This window comes from Streptomyces sp. NPDC002690 (genome assembly GCF_053592415.1).
On record NZ_JBSFVR010000066.1, the window covers coordinates 12,897 to 27,294 of the forward strand.

Annotated in this window: 14 protein-coding genes; 7 read left to right on the forward strand and 7 right to left on the reverse strand. The window is 72.0% G+C overall.

The genetic code is table 11. The features are described 5' to 3' along the window. Positions 1-121 precede the first annotated feature (121 nt). Positions 122-529, reverse strand: a complete 408-nt coding sequence (locus ACWD3D_RS11775) for a DUF6281 family protein (RefSeq protein WP_451460729.1) — start codon at positions 527-529, stop codon at positions 122-124. 463 nt (positions 530-992) lie between these two features. Between ACWD3D_RS11775 and ACWD3D_RS11780 the strand changes: the two genes are divergently transcribed. After that, positions 993-2,606 (forward strand): hypothetical protein, encoded by a 1,614-nt coding sequence (locus ACWD3D_RS11780; protein WP_451460730.1) that lies wholly within the window; start codon positions 993-995, stop codon positions 2,604-2,606. Positions 2,607-2,689: 83 nt separating this feature from the next. Here the strand turns inward: ACWD3D_RS11780 and ACWD3D_RS11785 are convergent, their stop codons facing one another. The 3 genes from ACWD3D_RS11785 to ACWD3D_RS11795 form a co-directional block, all read right to left on the reverse strand. Next, positions 2,690-4,183, reverse strand: a complete 1,494-nt coding sequence (locus tag ACWD3D_RS11785) for a flotillin family protein (RefSeq protein ID WP_451460731.1) — start codon at positions 4,181-4,183, stop codon at positions 2,690-2,692. Between the two features lie 62 nt (positions 4,184-4,245). Continuing rightward, positions 4,246-4,758, reverse strand: coding sequence for a hypothetical protein (locus ACWD3D_RS11790; RefSeq protein WP_451460732.1), 513 nt, complete (start codon positions 4,756-4,758; stop codon positions 4,246-4,248). Positions 4,759-4,958: 200 nt separating this feature from the next. Then, a complete protein-coding gene (locus tag ACWD3D_RS11795) occupies positions 4,959-5,396 on the reverse strand; it encodes a hypothetical protein (protein ID WP_451460733.1) in 438 nt (145 codons plus the stop codon). A 101-nt stretch (positions 5,397-5,497) separates the two neighbouring features. Here ACWD3D_RS11795 and sigJ point away from each other — a divergent pair, with 101 nt between their 5' ends. After that, positions 5,498-6,412, forward strand: a complete 915-nt coding sequence (gene sigJ / locus ACWD3D_RS11800; RefSeq protein ID WP_451460734.1) for an RNA polymerase sigma factor SigJ — start codon at positions 5,498-5,500, stop codon at positions 6,410-6,412. A 13-nt stretch (positions 6,413-6,425) separates the two neighbouring features. On the opposite strand, the gene ACWD3D_RS11805 is transcribed toward sigJ, so the two are convergent. After that, complete coding sequence (locus ACWD3D_RS11805; RefSeq protein WP_451460735.1) at positions 6,426-6,911, reverse strand: peroxiredoxin family protein; 486 nt, start codon at positions 6,909-6,911, stop codon at positions 6,426-6,428. 134 nt (positions 6,912-7,045) lie between these two features. Here ACWD3D_RS11805 and ACWD3D_RS11810 point away from each other — a divergent pair, with 134 nt between their 5' ends. After that, positions 7,046-7,780, forward strand: coding sequence for an alpha/beta hydrolase (locus ACWD3D_RS11810; RefSeq protein WP_451460740.1), 735 nt, complete (start codon positions 7,046-7,048; stop codon positions 7,778-7,780). Positions 7,781-8,001: 221 nt separating this feature from the next. Beyond that, positions 8,002-9,762, forward strand: coding sequence for a SpoIIE family protein phosphatase (locus ACWD3D_RS11815; RefSeq protein ID WP_451460741.1), 1,761 nt, complete (start codon positions 8,002-8,004; stop codon positions 9,760-9,762). A gap of 46 nt (positions 9,763-9,808) precedes the next feature. Here the strand turns inward: ACWD3D_RS11815 and ACWD3D_RS11820 are convergent, their stop codons facing one another. Further along, positions 9,809-10,663, reverse strand: coding sequence for a GNAT family N-acetyltransferase (locus ACWD3D_RS11820; protein ID WP_451460736.1), 855 nt, complete (start codon positions 10,661-10,663; stop codon positions 9,809-9,811). 90 nt (positions 10,664-10,753) lie between these two features. Beyond that, positions 10,754-11,107: a hypothetical protein gene (locus ACWD3D_RS11825; RefSeq protein WP_451460737.1), complete on the reverse strand. Its 354-nt coding sequence runs from the start codon at positions 11,105-11,107 to the stop codon at positions 10,754-10,756. A 564-nt stretch (positions 11,108-11,671) separates the two neighbouring features. Between ACWD3D_RS11825 and ACWD3D_RS11830 the strand changes: the two genes are divergently transcribed. The 3 genes from ACWD3D_RS11830 to ACWD3D_RS11840 all read left to right on the forward strand — a co-directional run bounded on the left by ACWD3D_RS11830 (position 11,672) and on the right by ACWD3D_RS11840 (position 14,346). Further along, on the forward strand, positions 11,672-12,052 hold the full coding sequence (locus ACWD3D_RS11830) for a MerR family transcriptional regulator (RefSeq protein ID WP_451460738.1): 381 nt from the start codon (positions 11,672-11,674) through the stop codon (positions 12,050-12,052). A gap of 279 nt (positions 12,053-12,331) precedes the next feature. After that, the gene (locus ACWD3D_RS11835) at positions 12,332-12,535 is read left to right on the forward strand and encodes a cold-shock protein (protein ID WP_266706811.1); all 204 of its coding nucleotides are present in this window, start codon (positions 12,332-12,334) and stop codon (positions 12,533-12,535) included. A gap of 278 nt (positions 12,536-12,813) precedes the next feature. Beyond that, the gene (locus ACWD3D_RS11840; protein WP_451460739.1) at positions 12,814-14,346 is read left to right on the forward strand and encodes a DEAD/DEAH box helicase; all 1,533 of its coding nucleotides are present in this window, start codon (positions 12,814-12,816) and stop codon (positions 14,344-14,346) included. The last annotated feature ends 52 nt before the right edge of the window (positions 14,347-14,398 follow it).

A 14,398-nucleotide genomic window follows, 5' to 3' on the forward strand; every position in this document is an offset into this window, starting at 1 on the left:
TGCCGGACGGGGCGCCGTGCCTCTCGGAACGCCGTGCCTCTCGGAACACAGTGCCTCTCGGAACGCCGTGCCTCTCAGAACACAGTGGCTCTCGGAACGCAGTGCCCCGACCGGCGCCGGATCAGGAGCCGTCGATCAGCTTCCGCACCTCGGGCGGGAACTCGGCGTCGGCGGCGCCATCCGCGTCGGAGTGGACCGCGAAGAACGTGGCGGTCTCCGGTGTGTCGCCGACCGCGATGGCGAGTTCGGTCGAGACGCCCTCCACCGCGTAGGCGGTCTCGCTCCAGGTGGCGGGCTCCTCGTCCTTCCCCCGGTCGCCGGTGTCGTCGCAGGGCGTTGAGGCCGCGGCGCCGAGCTTCCTCCCGACCGTGAAGTCCACGTTCCCCGCGTCCCAGTAGGACCTGTCCTGATAGGTGAAGTTGGCGGCGCACGATGCCTCGCCCCCACCGCCACTCGCCGTGCACGCGGCCATCGACATCACCATGACCGCCGCCCCCAGCAAGCCGGCGGATCGTCTCGTGCCACTCATGTGTGTCCCCCCTCGGTGGATCGGGCAGAAGGGCGTGTCCCCCTCTGCCCTCGCGTTCCGCGGTTCGACGTGGGCGAGTTGGATCAGGTTCCCTTGCCGCGCGTTCTCCCCGGACCGGGTTCCGGAACGGTGTGGAGGAGCGCGTGAGCGCACCGCCCACCTTCCCGAACTGATGAATCGTCCGAGGCCCTGGCCCAAGCGGCAGTTGGGGTCTCTGAGTGCATGTGTCCGGTGGTGGGCCGTTCGTGTCCTGAGGGGTGCTACGGGTGTTGTACGGTGACCCCGTCATCACGCTGTGTGTGTGTACGCATACATAGCGCGGCCCCCGGAGGTGTAGCCAGCACCGTCCCGAGGGCCTTCACCGCTATGGACGAGAAAGGGGTCCACAGGGATGCTTTGGCATGCTATCGCGCCGGTGTCGGACACCGGCAGGCTTTCGAGGTCACTGGTCGGCTCGCGTCGGATGAACAGCGACGCGAAGATCATCGTGTTGTACGTGGAGGGGCTCCCCGACGAGGAGCGTCTCGGCTTGCTGGGCCCGTTGTCGGATTACGCCCGGGCGGCCGGGATCGACTCCGGCCCGTACAAGAGGGCCAAGAGGTTCCTGAAGCGCGAGGGTTATCTGCACCAGTGGTCCTACCCGTACGAGGGGGGCCGGTGGGCGACCGCGCAGATCCTGGCGAACGCGCCGATCACCACGCAGGAGGCGAAGGCGATCTGGGCGAAGCGCGAACACGAGACGGTCTGGTCCGACGAAGGGTTCGGCGAAGGGCCGGGCGAGGGGCCGGGCGGCGGCTCGGGCAACGGCTCGCACCGGGGGCCGGGCAGGCGGTCGAGCTGGGGGCTGGCCGGTGGGTGGGCATCCTCGGAAGATGCATCGCCGCAGGTCGATCCGAGTGACGTGGGTCCGCCCACCGGTCGCCTGCGAGGGCGGCGGGACGGCGGCTACCCACCTGACGGACAACTGATGGCGCGCTCATCCCACCTACCTACCAGCGTGGTTGAGAACTCGAACGCTGAACGAGTCGGTTCCGCAAGCCGGTTCGAGCTGGGGCCGCTGCTCGCGGACGAGTCCGACAGCGGCTTCTGGGCGGAGCCGCCGGAGTGGCTGATCGAGCAGGACCCGGTGGGGGTCGCGGCGCCGGTCGCGCGGCCCGAGGTCCCGCAGCCGAGGACCGCCCCGGTGATCGCTGCCACGCCCGTGGCCGTGTCCGTTCTTGAACCCGAAAGCGTTCCCGTGCCCGAACGCGTTCCCGTGCCCGTTCCCGTGCCCGAACGCGTTCCCGTGCCCGAACGCGTTCCCGTGCCCGAACGCGTTCCCGTGCCCGAACGCGTTCCCGTTCCCGAACGCGGTCCCGAGGCGGCTCCCGCTCCCGCAGCGGAGGCTCCGGAGCCCCCGGAGGAAGCGCGGGGGAAGGGCTGGACGTCCGAGATGGTGCTGGCCGAGCAGGTGCTGCTGTCGCTGAGGAAGGAAACGAAGCAGCTGCACCTGGGGCAGTACGAGGTGCGGGGCCTGGTGGACAAGGCGGCCGAGTGGCTGCGGCGCGGTGTGTCGGCCGCCGACATGCGGTACGTGCTGAGTTCACAGCTGCCGAAGGACGGGGTCAGATCGGCCGTCGGCTTCGTGCGGCACCGGCTGACGGAGAAGATGCCGCCCGAACCGGGCCACAGACGTGTCGTGGCGGGAGCCCTGGCGCCGGGGGCCTCGCGTCCCCAGGGTGTGGACCGGCCCGGCGGCGTGGTCCTTGTGCCGGGCAGGGGGTGGGTGTCCGAATCGGGCGAGGAGCTCGACCGGGAGGTGGTGCCGAAGGTGCCGCTGCTGGTCTGTGAGGGGCCCGGGGACGAGCACATGTTCCGGGCGTACGGCGGGCGCACGAAGTGTGAGGAGTGCCGGCAGACGGAGGCATTCGCGCGGTGGGCGGCCCAACGGGACGAGGCCGCGCGGGCCCGGGGCGAGGACGGGCTCACCGGGGACGGCACCGGCGGCTGGCGCGACCGTCTCGCCGGACTCGCCGCGCCGAGCGGCGCGGACAGCGGCGCGGACACCCGGCCCCCGGAGCCCCCGGTGAACGAATGAGGCCGCCCGCGCACCCGAAGGCCGCTGTCCCGAGTCGCGGGACGGCCTTCGGGCGCGGACGGCCCCACCGGATGCGGGAAGCCTCAGTCGGTGACCTCGATCTTCCCGTCTCCCTTGGCGTTCCCCCCGTTCGCGGTGTGCGGCTCCGAGGTGGCCTCGGAGCCCGCCGCCCCGGAACCGGCCGCCACGGCGGCTGCCGGTGCGCCGGTCCGGGAGGCGGTGAGGTTCTTGAGGAGCGAGGCGAGGTCGACACCGGTCGTGGAGGTGAGCAACTCCATGCCCTGCGCGACGTTGTCGGTGACGGTACGGGCCAACTGGCTCGCCCCGTCCGTGGAGATGACCGTCAGCTTGTCGATGGCGCTCAGCGGCTCCGCCGCCTTGGCGACGACCTTGGGCAGCACCTCCACCAGCATCTGCAGCACGGCCGCGTCGCCGTACTGCGCGAAGGCGTCGGCCTTCTTCTGCATGGCCTCGGCCTCCGCCGCACCCCGGGCGGCGATGGCGGCGGCCTGGGCCTCGCCCTCGATGCGTACCGCCGCCGCCAGTGCCGAACGCTGGAGCTTCTCGCCCTCACCGGTCAGCCGGGCGCGGTCGGCGGTGGCCTCCGCCTCCTTGACCTTGGCGATACGGCGGGCCTCGGCCTCCTGCTCGGCCTGGTACCGGGCGGCGTCGGCGGGCTTGCGGACGCGGGTGTCGAGTTCGCGGTCGGTCAGGGCGGCCTGGCGCTGGGCGACCTTCTCCTGCTCCTGGAGGACCTCCTGCTGACGGGCGGCCTCGGCGAGCGGACCTGCGGCGTTCGCCTTGGCGGCGGCCACCTCGGTCTCCACCCGGATCTCGGCCTGCTTCAGGTAGAAGGTCCGCTCGGCGATGGCGATGTCCTCGGCCGCCTTCAGCCGGGCCTGCTCGGAGGTCCGCCGCGAGTTGGCCTCGGCGATGTCGGCCTCCTGCTTGGCGCGGGCGGCCTCGGGGCGGCCCAGGTCCTCCAGGTAGGTGCCCTCGGTGGTGATGTCGTGGATCTGGAACGCGTCCAGGATCAGGCCCTGGCCGGAGAGGCTGGCCTCGGCCTCCTCCGCGACCTGGCTGGCGAAGGCGGCGCGGTCGCGGATGATGTCCTCGACCGACATGCGGCCGACGATCGCGCGCAGCGAACCCGAGAGGACCTCCTGGGTGAAGCCCGCGATCCCCGACTGCTGGCGCAGGAACCGCTGTGCGGACGCCCGGATCGCGTCCTCGCTGCCACCGACCTTGACGATCGCGACGCCTTCGAGGTTCGCCTTCACCCCGCGCAGGGTGACGGCCCCGCGCACCTTCACCGGGATCTGCCGGCTGGAGAGGTCGAGGGTGTACCGCTGCTGCACGAACGGCACCACGAAGACGCCGCCGCCGACCACGACCTTCTGGCCGGTGTTGTCGATGCTGGTCTGACCGGTCACCGGGTCCGTGTGCTTCTTGCCCCGGCGCCCGGTGATGATGAACGCCTCGCTGGGCCCGGCGACTTTGTACCGGGTGACGACCGCGAGACCGAGAAACACGAACAGTACGACGATGCCGACGATGGAAATGACAACTGGACTCATGTGGTGATGCCCCCTGGCCCGCCGTCCCGTTCGGGCAGCGGATTGCTCAACAACCGTATGTTTTACGGGCGTTCTACCGGGCGTACCTTGACCGACGAGGAGGACAAGGTGGCCTCCACCCAGATCTCGGCGCCCTGTGCGACGGGTGCGGCGCTCTTCGCCGCGTACTTCACGGTGTGCCCGGCGTGGCGCAGCAGCACCTCGCCGTATCCGTTCGCCGGGATGGCGGTGACGACGGAACCGGTGGTGCCGATCAGGTCGTCGCCGCGCGGTGTGGGGTCCGTCCGGTCCTGCATGAGGGACCGGCTGAACTTCCAGGTCAGCCAGGCCGCGACCAGCCCCGCGAGAGCCCCGCCCGCGAGGGCCGCGGCCAGTCCCGCCCCGGTGGTGCCCTGCACGATCGCTCCGCCGAAGCCGAGCATCGAGAGGAATCCGGCGATCACCGGGAGCGAGAGCAGGCCGTCGAACAGTCCGTTGAGCAGGCCCCCGAAGAGCCCCTCCAGGATGCCGTCGAAGAGCAACGACAGAGCGAGCAGGGCGAGTCCCGCCGCACCCAGTGCGAGGAGAAGCGTCACTTCGTACCCCCTTGAGCCATCGGGCCCCCCGGCCCAGCTCCGTGGCGAACCGACCGGAGCGTCTCACGGCCCGGGGCCCACCGTCACTGCCGGGAACCGGCAGTCTTCGAGCGACCTCGATGCCGGGTGATTGCCCAGTCGCACGGGGGGACGAACCATTCCGTGCCCTCGGTTCCCCGCCCCCGGGACGCGTACGCCTTTCAGCGCTTGACCAGCGCGAGCAGGCTCAGGCCGAACATCAGCACCCCGAGCGGGAGATGGACCGAGGGCACGTGCGCGATACCGAGCACGACCTGCACCGACGCGAGGACCAGGAAGCCGGTCGCGTGCCAGACGGGCCGCAGGGGACCGCCGCCCGGCTTCCACGCCAGCACCGCCGCGAGGACGTACAGCATCGACGCCGCGTACATCACCCGGGCGCCGACGCTGTGCAGCGTCTCCCCGTAGGAGGCGGTCAGCAGCAGCCCGGCGGAGACCGCTTGGAGGAAGATGGTCAGGGTCTGCAGGGCTATCGCGATCCGCAGGAACGAGAAGCGGCGTTCCGCCGTCCCCCGTGCGGCAGGCCCCCGCTCTGCCGTGGCGTGCGCTGCCGTCGCCCGCTCCCTCGTCGCCTGCTCTGTCGTCGCCCGGTCGGTCATGGCCGCGGTCCCCCTTCTTCTGCGCCCCGGAGGGCGGTCGATAAGCTCGTAACCGCCCGACGACATGGGCCCGGAGAAGGTAAGGCGAGGGGGCGGCCGGGATGGGTACGGCGGGTACGCGCGCCGACGAGGTCGCCGGAGAACGGCGCCAACTCCTCAACATCGCCTATCGGTTGCTCGGCTCGCTCGCCGAGGCCGAGGACGCCGTGCAGGAGGCGTACACCCGCTGGTACGCGCTGGCGCCCGCCCGGCGGGACGAGATCGTCGCCCCCGGCGCCTGGCTGACGACCGTGACCGGCCGGATCTGCCTGGACGTGCTCGGCTCCGCGCGGGCGCGGCGCGAACGGTACGTCGGCTCCTGGCTGCCCGACCCGCTGCGCGATCCGCTGCCCGGCCCGGCCGGGCAGGACCGGGACAGCGGCGCGGACCCCGCCGATCTGATGGTCCTGGACGAGTCGGTGACCATGGCCTTCCTCGTCGTACTGGAGTCGATGACCCCCGCCGAGCGGGTGGCGGTCGTCCTGCACGATGTGTTCCGCTACCCGTTCGCCGAGATCGCCGACGTCCTCGGCCGGACCCCGGCCGCCTGCAAGCAGCTCGCCGCCTCGGGACGGCGGCGGTTGCGCGAAGAACGCGCGCCGGTGACCGCGGCCGGCCGGGGCGACGTGGTGCGGCAGGTCAAGGAGGCCTGGGAGACGAAGAACATCGGTGCTCTGGTCGCTCTCCTCGACCCGGCCGCCGTGCTGACCGCGGACGGCGGCGGCCTGATGAGCGCCGTCCTGCGCCCCGTCGAGGGCGGCGCGCGCATCGCCGCCTACATGGCGGCCGTCGCCGACCGGGCTCCCGGACTCGAACTCCTGGAACGCGCGGTCAACGGCACGCCGGGCCTGGTGGCCCGGAGCGGCGGCACCGTCCTGACGGTCGCGTCGCTGGAGATCGCCGACGGCCGCGTCACCCGCCTGTGGGTGGTCCGCAACGCGGAGAAGCTGCGCCCCTGGCTGCGCGACGGGATCTGAGGGACGCGGGGCGTCAGACGGTCTCGATGGCGGCGAGCTGCTCGGCCAGCGTGTCCACGGACTGGAAGGTCGCGCCGATCAGCGCCACGTGCTTCCACCGCAGCACGCCGTCCGGGCCGATGAGGAACACCGAGCGGCGCACCCCGATACCGGGCGCGGCGACCCCGTACGCGCGGGCGACCGCGCGGTCCGCGTCGGCCAGCAGCGGCATCCGCAGCCCCCGGCCGCGGGCGAAGCTCTCGTGACTGTCCACACCCTGTGGACTGATTCCCCACACGTCCGCACCGAGCCCCTCGAAGACCTCCAGGCCCGAGGAGTACGAGCAGAGCTGCCGGGTGCAGACCGTCGTGTTGTCGCCGGGATAGAAGGCGAGGATCAGCGACCGGCCCGGCGCGCTGTCGCGGAAGTAGTCCCGGCGCACGAACTCCTCACCCACCAGCTCCCCACCCGGGAGGGTGAACTCCGGTGCGGGCGCGCCGATCTGAGGGCCTGATGCCATGATGTCTCCTTCGTTCGGGGAATGTTCGCGGCGAAGTACCCGCCGCGAAGAGGTTCCAACGAGAATGTGCCCAGGTGCTCCGCACGAGCATGCTCCTCGTAAGGGCGAACCGTCCCACGACCCAGGAGGCGCGCGTGGCCCCGCAGATGCCCTCGGCAGCGGTGCTCGTCCTGCACGGCGGCCGGGCCCGGGGGACCGAACCGCCACCGCCCGGCCTGCTCAACCTCCCCGGCGTGCGGATGTGGCCCTTCGTCCGGTCCCTCGTCCGGGCGACCGGGGAACGGGCCACCGGGGAACACCGGGGTGACGGGACCGGCCCCGGCCCCGTCACGGTGCGCCGGGTGCGGTACGGCCACCGGGGGTGGAACGGCGACCGGGACGACGCGTTCCACGACGCGGTGCAGGCCCTCGACGAACTCCAGGACGAAGCCGGGGATCTGCCGGTGATCCTGCTCGGCCACTCCATGGGCGCCCGCGCCGCCCTGCGCGCCGGAGGTCACCCCCTGGTCCGCGGGGTCGTCGGCCTCGCCCCCTGGTGCCCGCCCGGCGACCCGGTCACCCAGCTCGCCGGGCGTGACGTGGTCCTGCTGCACAGCACCCGCGACCGGGTCACCAGCCCGCAGGCCACCCAGTCCCTCGCCACCCGCGCCCGCCGCGCCGGAGCCCGTACCTGCCTGATCACCGTGCGGGGCAGCGACCACGCGATGATCCGCCGCGCCGCAGCCTGGCACCGCACCACGACCGCGCTGGTCACCGGGCTGCTGGGCCTGACCCCGGTGCCCCACCCGGTCGCGGAGGTCCTGCGGCTCCCCGTGAGCGCGGAGGCCACGGCCGGAACGCTGGACTTCGACAGGCTCCCCGCCCGCTGACCCCGGGGCCCCGGAAGTCCCGCGCCTGCGGATGCGGGGCCCCCTTGGGCAGCAGAGGATGGAAATCCGGCAGGTCACGAGCGAGCGGGCGACGGCGGGAGGTCCCGGTGGACGGCAGATCCGACGAACGACCGCCGCCCGAGCCCGCTGAGCCGCCCGAGCCCGCTGAGCCCGCAGAGGGTCCCGGCCCGTACGCGGCCGCCCCGGCCGGCCTCGAAGCCGTGGCGGCCTTCGCCGAAGGCTCCCCCGCCGGTGTGGCGGTCTTCGACACCCGTCTGCGGTACGTCTACGTGAACCCGGCCCTCGAAGTGTTCAACGGCCTCTCCGCCGCCGCCCACCTCGGCCGCACGGTCCAGGAGGTGCTGCCGCAACTCGACGTCCGCGACCACGTCATGCGCCTCGTGCTCCGGGACGGGAAGCCCCGCATGTCCATGACCCAGGGGCAGTCCTGGGGCGTCTCCCGGCACGAGGAGCGCTACTGGCAGGCCGCCTACCACCGGCTGGAGCAGAACGGGGTTCCGGTCGGGGTCGTGTGCGTCCTGGTGGAGATGAGCGAGGTCAAGAACGAGGAACGGGATCTCGAACGCGCCCGCAGGCACCTCACGCTCCTCTCGACGGCCGCCGTCAACATCGGGACCACCCTCGACATGGACACCACCTGCCAGGAACTCGCCCTGTTCGTCGTCCCCGCACTCGCCGACTTCGCCGCGGTGGAGGTCTTCCCGCCCGACGTCGGGCACACCGTCCGCCAGGCCCCGCCCGGGATCCTGCGGATGCGGCGCGCCGGCTTCGCCGCCGCCCCCGCCTACCAGGACGGAGCCGCGGTCTTCAGCAACACGGGCGAGTACATCGACTACGCCGAGGACGCGACCGTCTCCCGGTGCCTGGCCGCAGGCGAGCCCGTCGTCATGGACCTGGGGGAAGGGAGCGAGTTCGGCCGCGCCGACGCCGGAGCCGACCTTATCGCCGCCTACCGCGCCTCCGGCCTCCGGACCGCCCTCGTCGTCCCGCTCGCCGCCCGGGGCGTGTCCCTCGGGGCGCTGAGCCTGGTCCGCTCGAAGGAATCGCGGCCCTTCGACGACGAGGACGTGCTCGTCGCCAAGGAACTCGCCGGCCGGGCCGCCACCGACCTCGACCACGCCCGCCGTTACGCCCGCGAACACACCATCGCCCGCGAGCTCCAGGCGTCCCTGCTCTCCGAACCCCGCGGCGCCCACCCGCACGTGGAGGTCGCCACCCGCTATCTGCCCGCCGACCGGGGCGCGGTGGTCGGCGGCGACTGGTTCGACGTCGTCCCCCTGCACGACGGGCGCCACCTCAAGGCGATGGGCGACGTCATGGGGCACGGCGTGGAAGCCGCAGTGGCGATGAGCCACTACCGCTCGCTGCTGCGGCTCCTCGCGGGCGAGGACCTGCCCCCGCACCGCATCCTGGAACAACTCGACGCCATGGTGCAGCGATCCGGCCTGGACCGGGCCGCAACCTGTCTGCTCGCCGTGGTCGACCGCTACGCCGGGATGTGCGAGGTGGCGAGCGCCGGACACCTCCCGCCCGTCTTCATCGACCCCGGCACGAACCGCTCACGGGTGGTGCCCGTGAAGCCCGGACCGCCGTTGGGCATGGGGTTCGGCGGCTACCGCACCGACGCCGTGCCGTGCGGCCCCGGCACCGTCCTTTTCATGTACACGGACGGGCTGGTGGAACGCCGGGGCGAGGACATCGACGTCTCCGTCCGGCGCCTCTCGACGCTGACCATGCCGGAGAGCGGCGACCTGGAAGACCTGCTGGACGAGGCCATCGACCGGTTCGGCGAAGGCGCCGACGACGACATCGCCGTCCTCGCCTCCCGCATCCGGGAGGACACCGCTTTCGGCCGGTGGACGGGCGATTCCGCCAGGGCCCGGCGCACCTTCCGCCCCACCGGACCCAAACTCGTCGACGGCCCCCGCCCCGCCGCCGGACCACGCCTGATCGGGGGCTGACGCGGGACTGACCCGGCCGTGGCCGGATCGGAATCCGATGCGCGCCCTAGCCCAGCTCCAGACTGGTCAGTCCGTACACCCCGCTCCGGTCGAACTCCGGTGCCGGCCCCGCGTACATGCGGGCCGTCCCGAACGACGGCTTCAGCCCCAGCTGCTCCGCCAGCCGCACCCCCACCGGGTTGATGTCGGGCACGTCCACCGCCACCGGCGTACCCGGTGAGGCAGCCGCGAGGGCACCGAGCAGCGCCGCCGCCACGTCCGGCGAACCCGCGTACAGCGGGCCCACCCGGGAGGCGGCACGGCAGGCCCGCACCACCCCGAACCCCTCGACCGCGCCGTCCTCCTCCCGCACCACCGCGAGCGCCGTCCGCCGGGGTGCGGTGATCCACGCCGCGAGGAACGCCTCGCGCGGGGCCGGGAAGAACCGCCGGTCGTACGCCGCCAGCCGGTCGAAGGGCACCGTGCGGGCGTCGGCCAGCCGCAGCCCCGGGGGCAGCACCGCACCGGTCGCCGGGAACCCCTCGTACCGGGCGTTGCTCCACTCCGTACGGAAGCCCGACCTGCGGTAGTTGGCCTGCTGGGCGGGCACGCCGTCGAGCCCGATGGTGCGCCCGCTCAAGCGTGCCGTACCGGCCCGCCAGGTGCGCAGGCCGTAGCCCTGCCCCCGCAGGTGGGGGCGGGTGAGGTAGAAGCCGAGGAAGGCGTAACCGGAGCCGTAGCGGACGACCGACACGGAGGTCACGGGCTCCCCGTCGAGCCGGCCCAGGAGGAAGCCGCAGGGGTCCGCGGTGAAGAAGGGGGCCTCGTCGGCGAGCCCCGGGTTCCATCCCTCCTCGTGGGCCCAGGCGGCCAGGGTGGACATGTCGTCGGCGCTCGCGGTGGTGATCTCGAAGGTGGACACGGACCAGTCGTACCCCGGGCGGGCGGGGGCACCGGGACCATTCCGCCGGATTCCGGCCCCCAGGAGCCCGACGCGCCCCGGAAAACTGCCCTAAGGGGTGGAGTGCGCGGACTCCGGTTTACGCCGCAGCTGGCGCATCACGATGGCGATCGCGGTGATCATCGGCAGCAGGCCCGCGACGGCGTCCGCGGCGAGCAGCTTGTCCGCCCGCCCCGTGGTGCGGCGGACCCGCTTGACCGCGCGGAAGATCGCGAGGCCGCTGGTGCCGACCTTGAGCAGCAGGCGTCCCTTGGAGGGACCCGCCGACGCGGACTTCCCCGACTCCTCGGTGCCCCCGAAGTCGCCGGACGCCCCCTGCTTCCCCTGCTTCGTGTGCTCGCCGTGCTTCTTGTGCTGCCCGTGCTTCCCGGGCGTCACGGCCTTCCGGGACCTCTTTCCGGACATCTGCGCGTCCCTCCTGGCGGCACCGGCCGGACCCGTGCGCGCGGCCCGGACTCGTACGCGTTCCACGTAACCGGCACCGCGTACGCCCCGCAAACGCAGCCCGCTTCCGCCGGGCCGTTCCGCAGTGCGGGCCGCCGCGTGAGACGTCGCCCGGCCGCCGCCAAGTCGCCCCGGACGCGGCCGGGTTCGGGACCTGAACATGACGTAGCCCTTCACGACGGGGGATGCGTGAAGGGCTACGAGTGCATTATGGCCCGCCCCGCGTCCGGCGACAACTGACCGGTAGGTCAGGTCAGTTCGACCGTCCGATCGGTCGTTGGGCGCGTGTCGCCCGAGCGGGGTGGCCGGTGGGGGTGGTGGCGCGAGTAACCCCGGACGGCGCAACGGATGCGTGAGTGGGGCATGTACGAGGCGGAGAAAGCCTCGCTCCACGAGACGGGAAAAACTGTCGCGGCTACGATAGACGTGACTGATCTGGACACAAGTGTTCTGGGACTCGCAGGCGTCCCCGGGGAGCGGACAGGCCGCCCTCCCGGTCTCCCGCGTGGTCCCGGAAGAGGTGCTATGCCCCCGGAAGCCACACAGCACGTCGTCGACCGGCTGGACGACGACGACTACCCCGCGTACACGATGGGGAGGGCCGCCGAGATGATCGGCGCGACACCCGCCTTCCTGCGGGCGCTCGGAGACGCCCGGCTGATCACGCCCCTGCGGTCCGAGGGCGGCCACCGCCGCTACTCCCGCTATCAGCTCCGCATCGCCGCTCGCGCCCGCGAGCTGGTGGACAGCGGGACGCCGGTGGAGGCTGCCTGTCGGATCGTGATTCTGGAGGACCAGCTCGAAGACGCGCTCCGCCTCAACGAGGAGCTGCGCGCGGGCCGGGGCGGCCGGCGCGCGGACGGCTCCGGCGGCTCCGAAGGGGCCGAAGGTCCCGTCGAGTCCTGAATATCTGCTTCCGTCGAAGCAGATTTACGGACAATGCGCGAGGAGAATTTATGGCGCCCCGGGCGGAACGTAATTACGTACCGCCCCCTTTTGCTTGCATCGTGCTACGGTTGTTGAAGTTGCAGTTGTGGTTCCCAAGAACTTCACGCGCTCTTGCCGGTCGTACACCGGTGGGTGCGGTTTTGTATTTCCGGTATTCATCCCGGACGGGGTAATCATCACGGCGACGTTGGACACGCACAGTGCGTGTCTGCGGGTTATGCCCCCAAGGAGACTGACATGGCTACTGGAACCGTGAAGTGGTTCAACTCGGAAAAGGGCTTCGGCTTCATCGAGCAGGACGGTGGCGGCGCTGACGTCTTCGCCCACTACTCGAACATCGCCGCCCAGGGCTTCCGCGAGCTGCAGGAGGGCCAGAAGGTGAACTTCGACATCACCCAGGGCCAGAAGGGCCCGCAGGCCGAGAACATCACTCCTGCCTGATCTCGCGCAGACGTTCCACGCAGCTGGGGCCCGCACCTTGGGGTGCGGGCCCCGGCTCGTTGGCGTTTCCGGCCGTGCGGGATGATGTCCCTGGGCCGGATTTCTTTTTCGCCCGTTCATCCGGCGTTTCACGTTTTTCAACAGGAGTTCCGCTCCCGGTTCTCCTGTTTCCGTATTTGTCCCGTTCATCGGCTCGTTCTTGCGATTCTGGGCGCCCTTTCGGTCGTCGCTCTCCACAGAGAATCCCTCGATACGTGCCCATCGAGGAAAGGTTCTCCATGAACCGCGATCGCACGCCCCGCTCGAACGACAGGTTTTCCCGCACCCGATCCGGTGGTTCCGGCTCCTCCTCCGGCGGTGGCTCCGGCTTCGGCGGCGGCCCGAGGTATTCCGGCGGGGGCCGTCCCGGCGGCTCCGGCGGCGGACCGCGCCGCTCCGGCGGCCAGGGCAGCCGCAGGCCCGCGGGCAAGAGCGAGTTCGCCCTGCCCGTCACGATCAACCCGGGTCTCCCGGCGGTCGAGGTCTTCGACGAGATGGAGCTGCCCGCACCCCTGAAGGCGACGCTCGTCGCCGAGGGCGTCACCGTGCCGTTCCCGATCCAGGCGGCCACCCTCCCGAACTCGCTCGCCGGACGCGACGTCCTCGGCCGCGGCCGTACCGGTTCCGGCAAGACGCTGGCCTTCGGCCTCGCCCTGCTGGCCCGCACCGAAGGCCGCCGCGCCGACGCCCGCCGGCCGCTCGCCCTGGTCCTCGTACCCACCCGTGAGCTCGCGCAGCAGGTGACCGACGCGCTCACCCCGTACGCCCGCTCGCTGAAGCTGCGGCTCGCCACCGTCGTCGGCGGCATGTCGATCGGCCGCCAGGCCAGCGCGCTGCGCGGCGGTGCCGAGGTCGTCGTCGCCACGCCCGGCCGGCTCAAGGACCTCATCGAGCGCGGCGACTGCAAGCTGGACCGGGTCACCATCACGGTGCTCGACGAGGCCGACCAGATGGCCGACATGGGCTTCATGCCGCAGGTCACCGAGCTGCTCGACCAGGTGAACCCGGAGGGGCAGCGGATGCTCTTCTCGGCCACCCTCGACAAGAACGTCGACCTGCTGGTGCGGCGCTACCTGCACGACCCGGTCGTGCACTCCGTCGACCCGGCTGCCGGCGCCGTCACCACGATGGAGCACCACGTGCTCTACGTGCAGGGCGCCGACAAGTACGCCACCACCACGGAGATCGCCGCCCGAGAGGGCCGCGTGATCATGTTCCTGGACACCAAGCACGCCGTGGACCGGCTCACCGACCACCTGCTGGCCAGCGGTGTCCGGGCCGCCGCGCTGCACGGCGGCAAGTCGCAGCCGCAGCGCACCCGCACCCTGGACCGCTTCAAGACCGGGCACGTCACCGTGCTGGTCGCCACGAACGTCGCGGCGCGCGGCATCCACGTCGACAACCTCGACCTCGTCGTGAACGTCGACCCGCCGAGCGACCACAAGGACTACCTGCACCGCGGCGGGCGTACCGCGCGCGCCGGCGAGTCCGGCAGCGTCGTCACGCTGGTGCTGCCCAACCAGCGCCGCGAGATGACCCGCCTGATGCAGGACGCGGGCATCACCCCGCAGATCGCCCAGGTCCGGTCCGGCGAGGCCGAGCTGAGCCGGATCACCGGCGCCCGGACCCCGTCCGGCGTCCCGGTCGTCATCTCCAGCCCGCCGTCCGAGCGCCCCAAGTCCTCCGGCAAGTCCCGCGGCGGTGCCTTCATGGGCCGCGGCCGGGGCCCCGGCGCCGGTGCTCGCTCGGGCGGCCGCGCAAGCTCGCCCTGATCACCGCCGCCGCGGCGGTGATCACGGTCAACTGGGGCCTGTACATCTGGGC

Coding starts and splice junctions, on each gene's coding strand:
- ACWD3D_RS11795 (WP_451460733.1), bottom strand. CDS start 5,396: ATGACCGACCGGGCGACGACAGAGCAGGCGACGAGGGAGCGGGCGACG.
- ACWD3D_RS11780 (WP_451460730.1), top strand. CDS start 993: ATGAACAGCGACGCGAAGATCATCGTGTTGTACGTGGAGGGGCTCCCC.
- ACWD3D_RS11835 (WP_266706811.1), top strand. CDS start 12,332: ATGGCTACTGGAACCGTGAAGTGGTTCAACTCGGAAAAGGGCTTCGGC.
- ACWD3D_RS11840 (WP_451460739.1), top strand. CDS start 12,814: ATGAACCGCGATCGCACGCCCCGCTCGAACGACAGGTTTTCCCGCACC.
- sigJ (WP_451460734.1), top strand. CDS start 5,498: ATGGGTACGGCGGGTACGCGCGCCGACGAGGTCGCCGGAGAACGGCGC.
- ACWD3D_RS11775 (WP_451460729.1), bottom strand. CDS start 529: ATGAGTGGCACGAGACGATCCGCCGGCTTGCTGGGGGCGGCGGTCATG.
- ACWD3D_RS11830 (WP_451460738.1), top strand. CDS start 11,672: ATGCCCCCGGAAGCCACACAGCACGTCGTCGACCGGCTGGACGACGAC.
- ACWD3D_RS11785 (WP_451460731.1), bottom strand. CDS start 4,183: ATGAGTCCAGTTGTCATTTCCATCGTCGGCATCGTCGTACTGTTCGTG.
- ACWD3D_RS11805 (WP_451460735.1), bottom strand. CDS start 6,911: ATGGCATCAGGCCCTCAGATCGGCGCGCCCGCACCGGAGTTCACCCTC.
- ACWD3D_RS11825 (WP_451460737.1), bottom strand. CDS start 11,107: ATGTCCGGAAAGAGGTCCCGGAAGGCCGTGACGCCCGGGAAGCACGGG.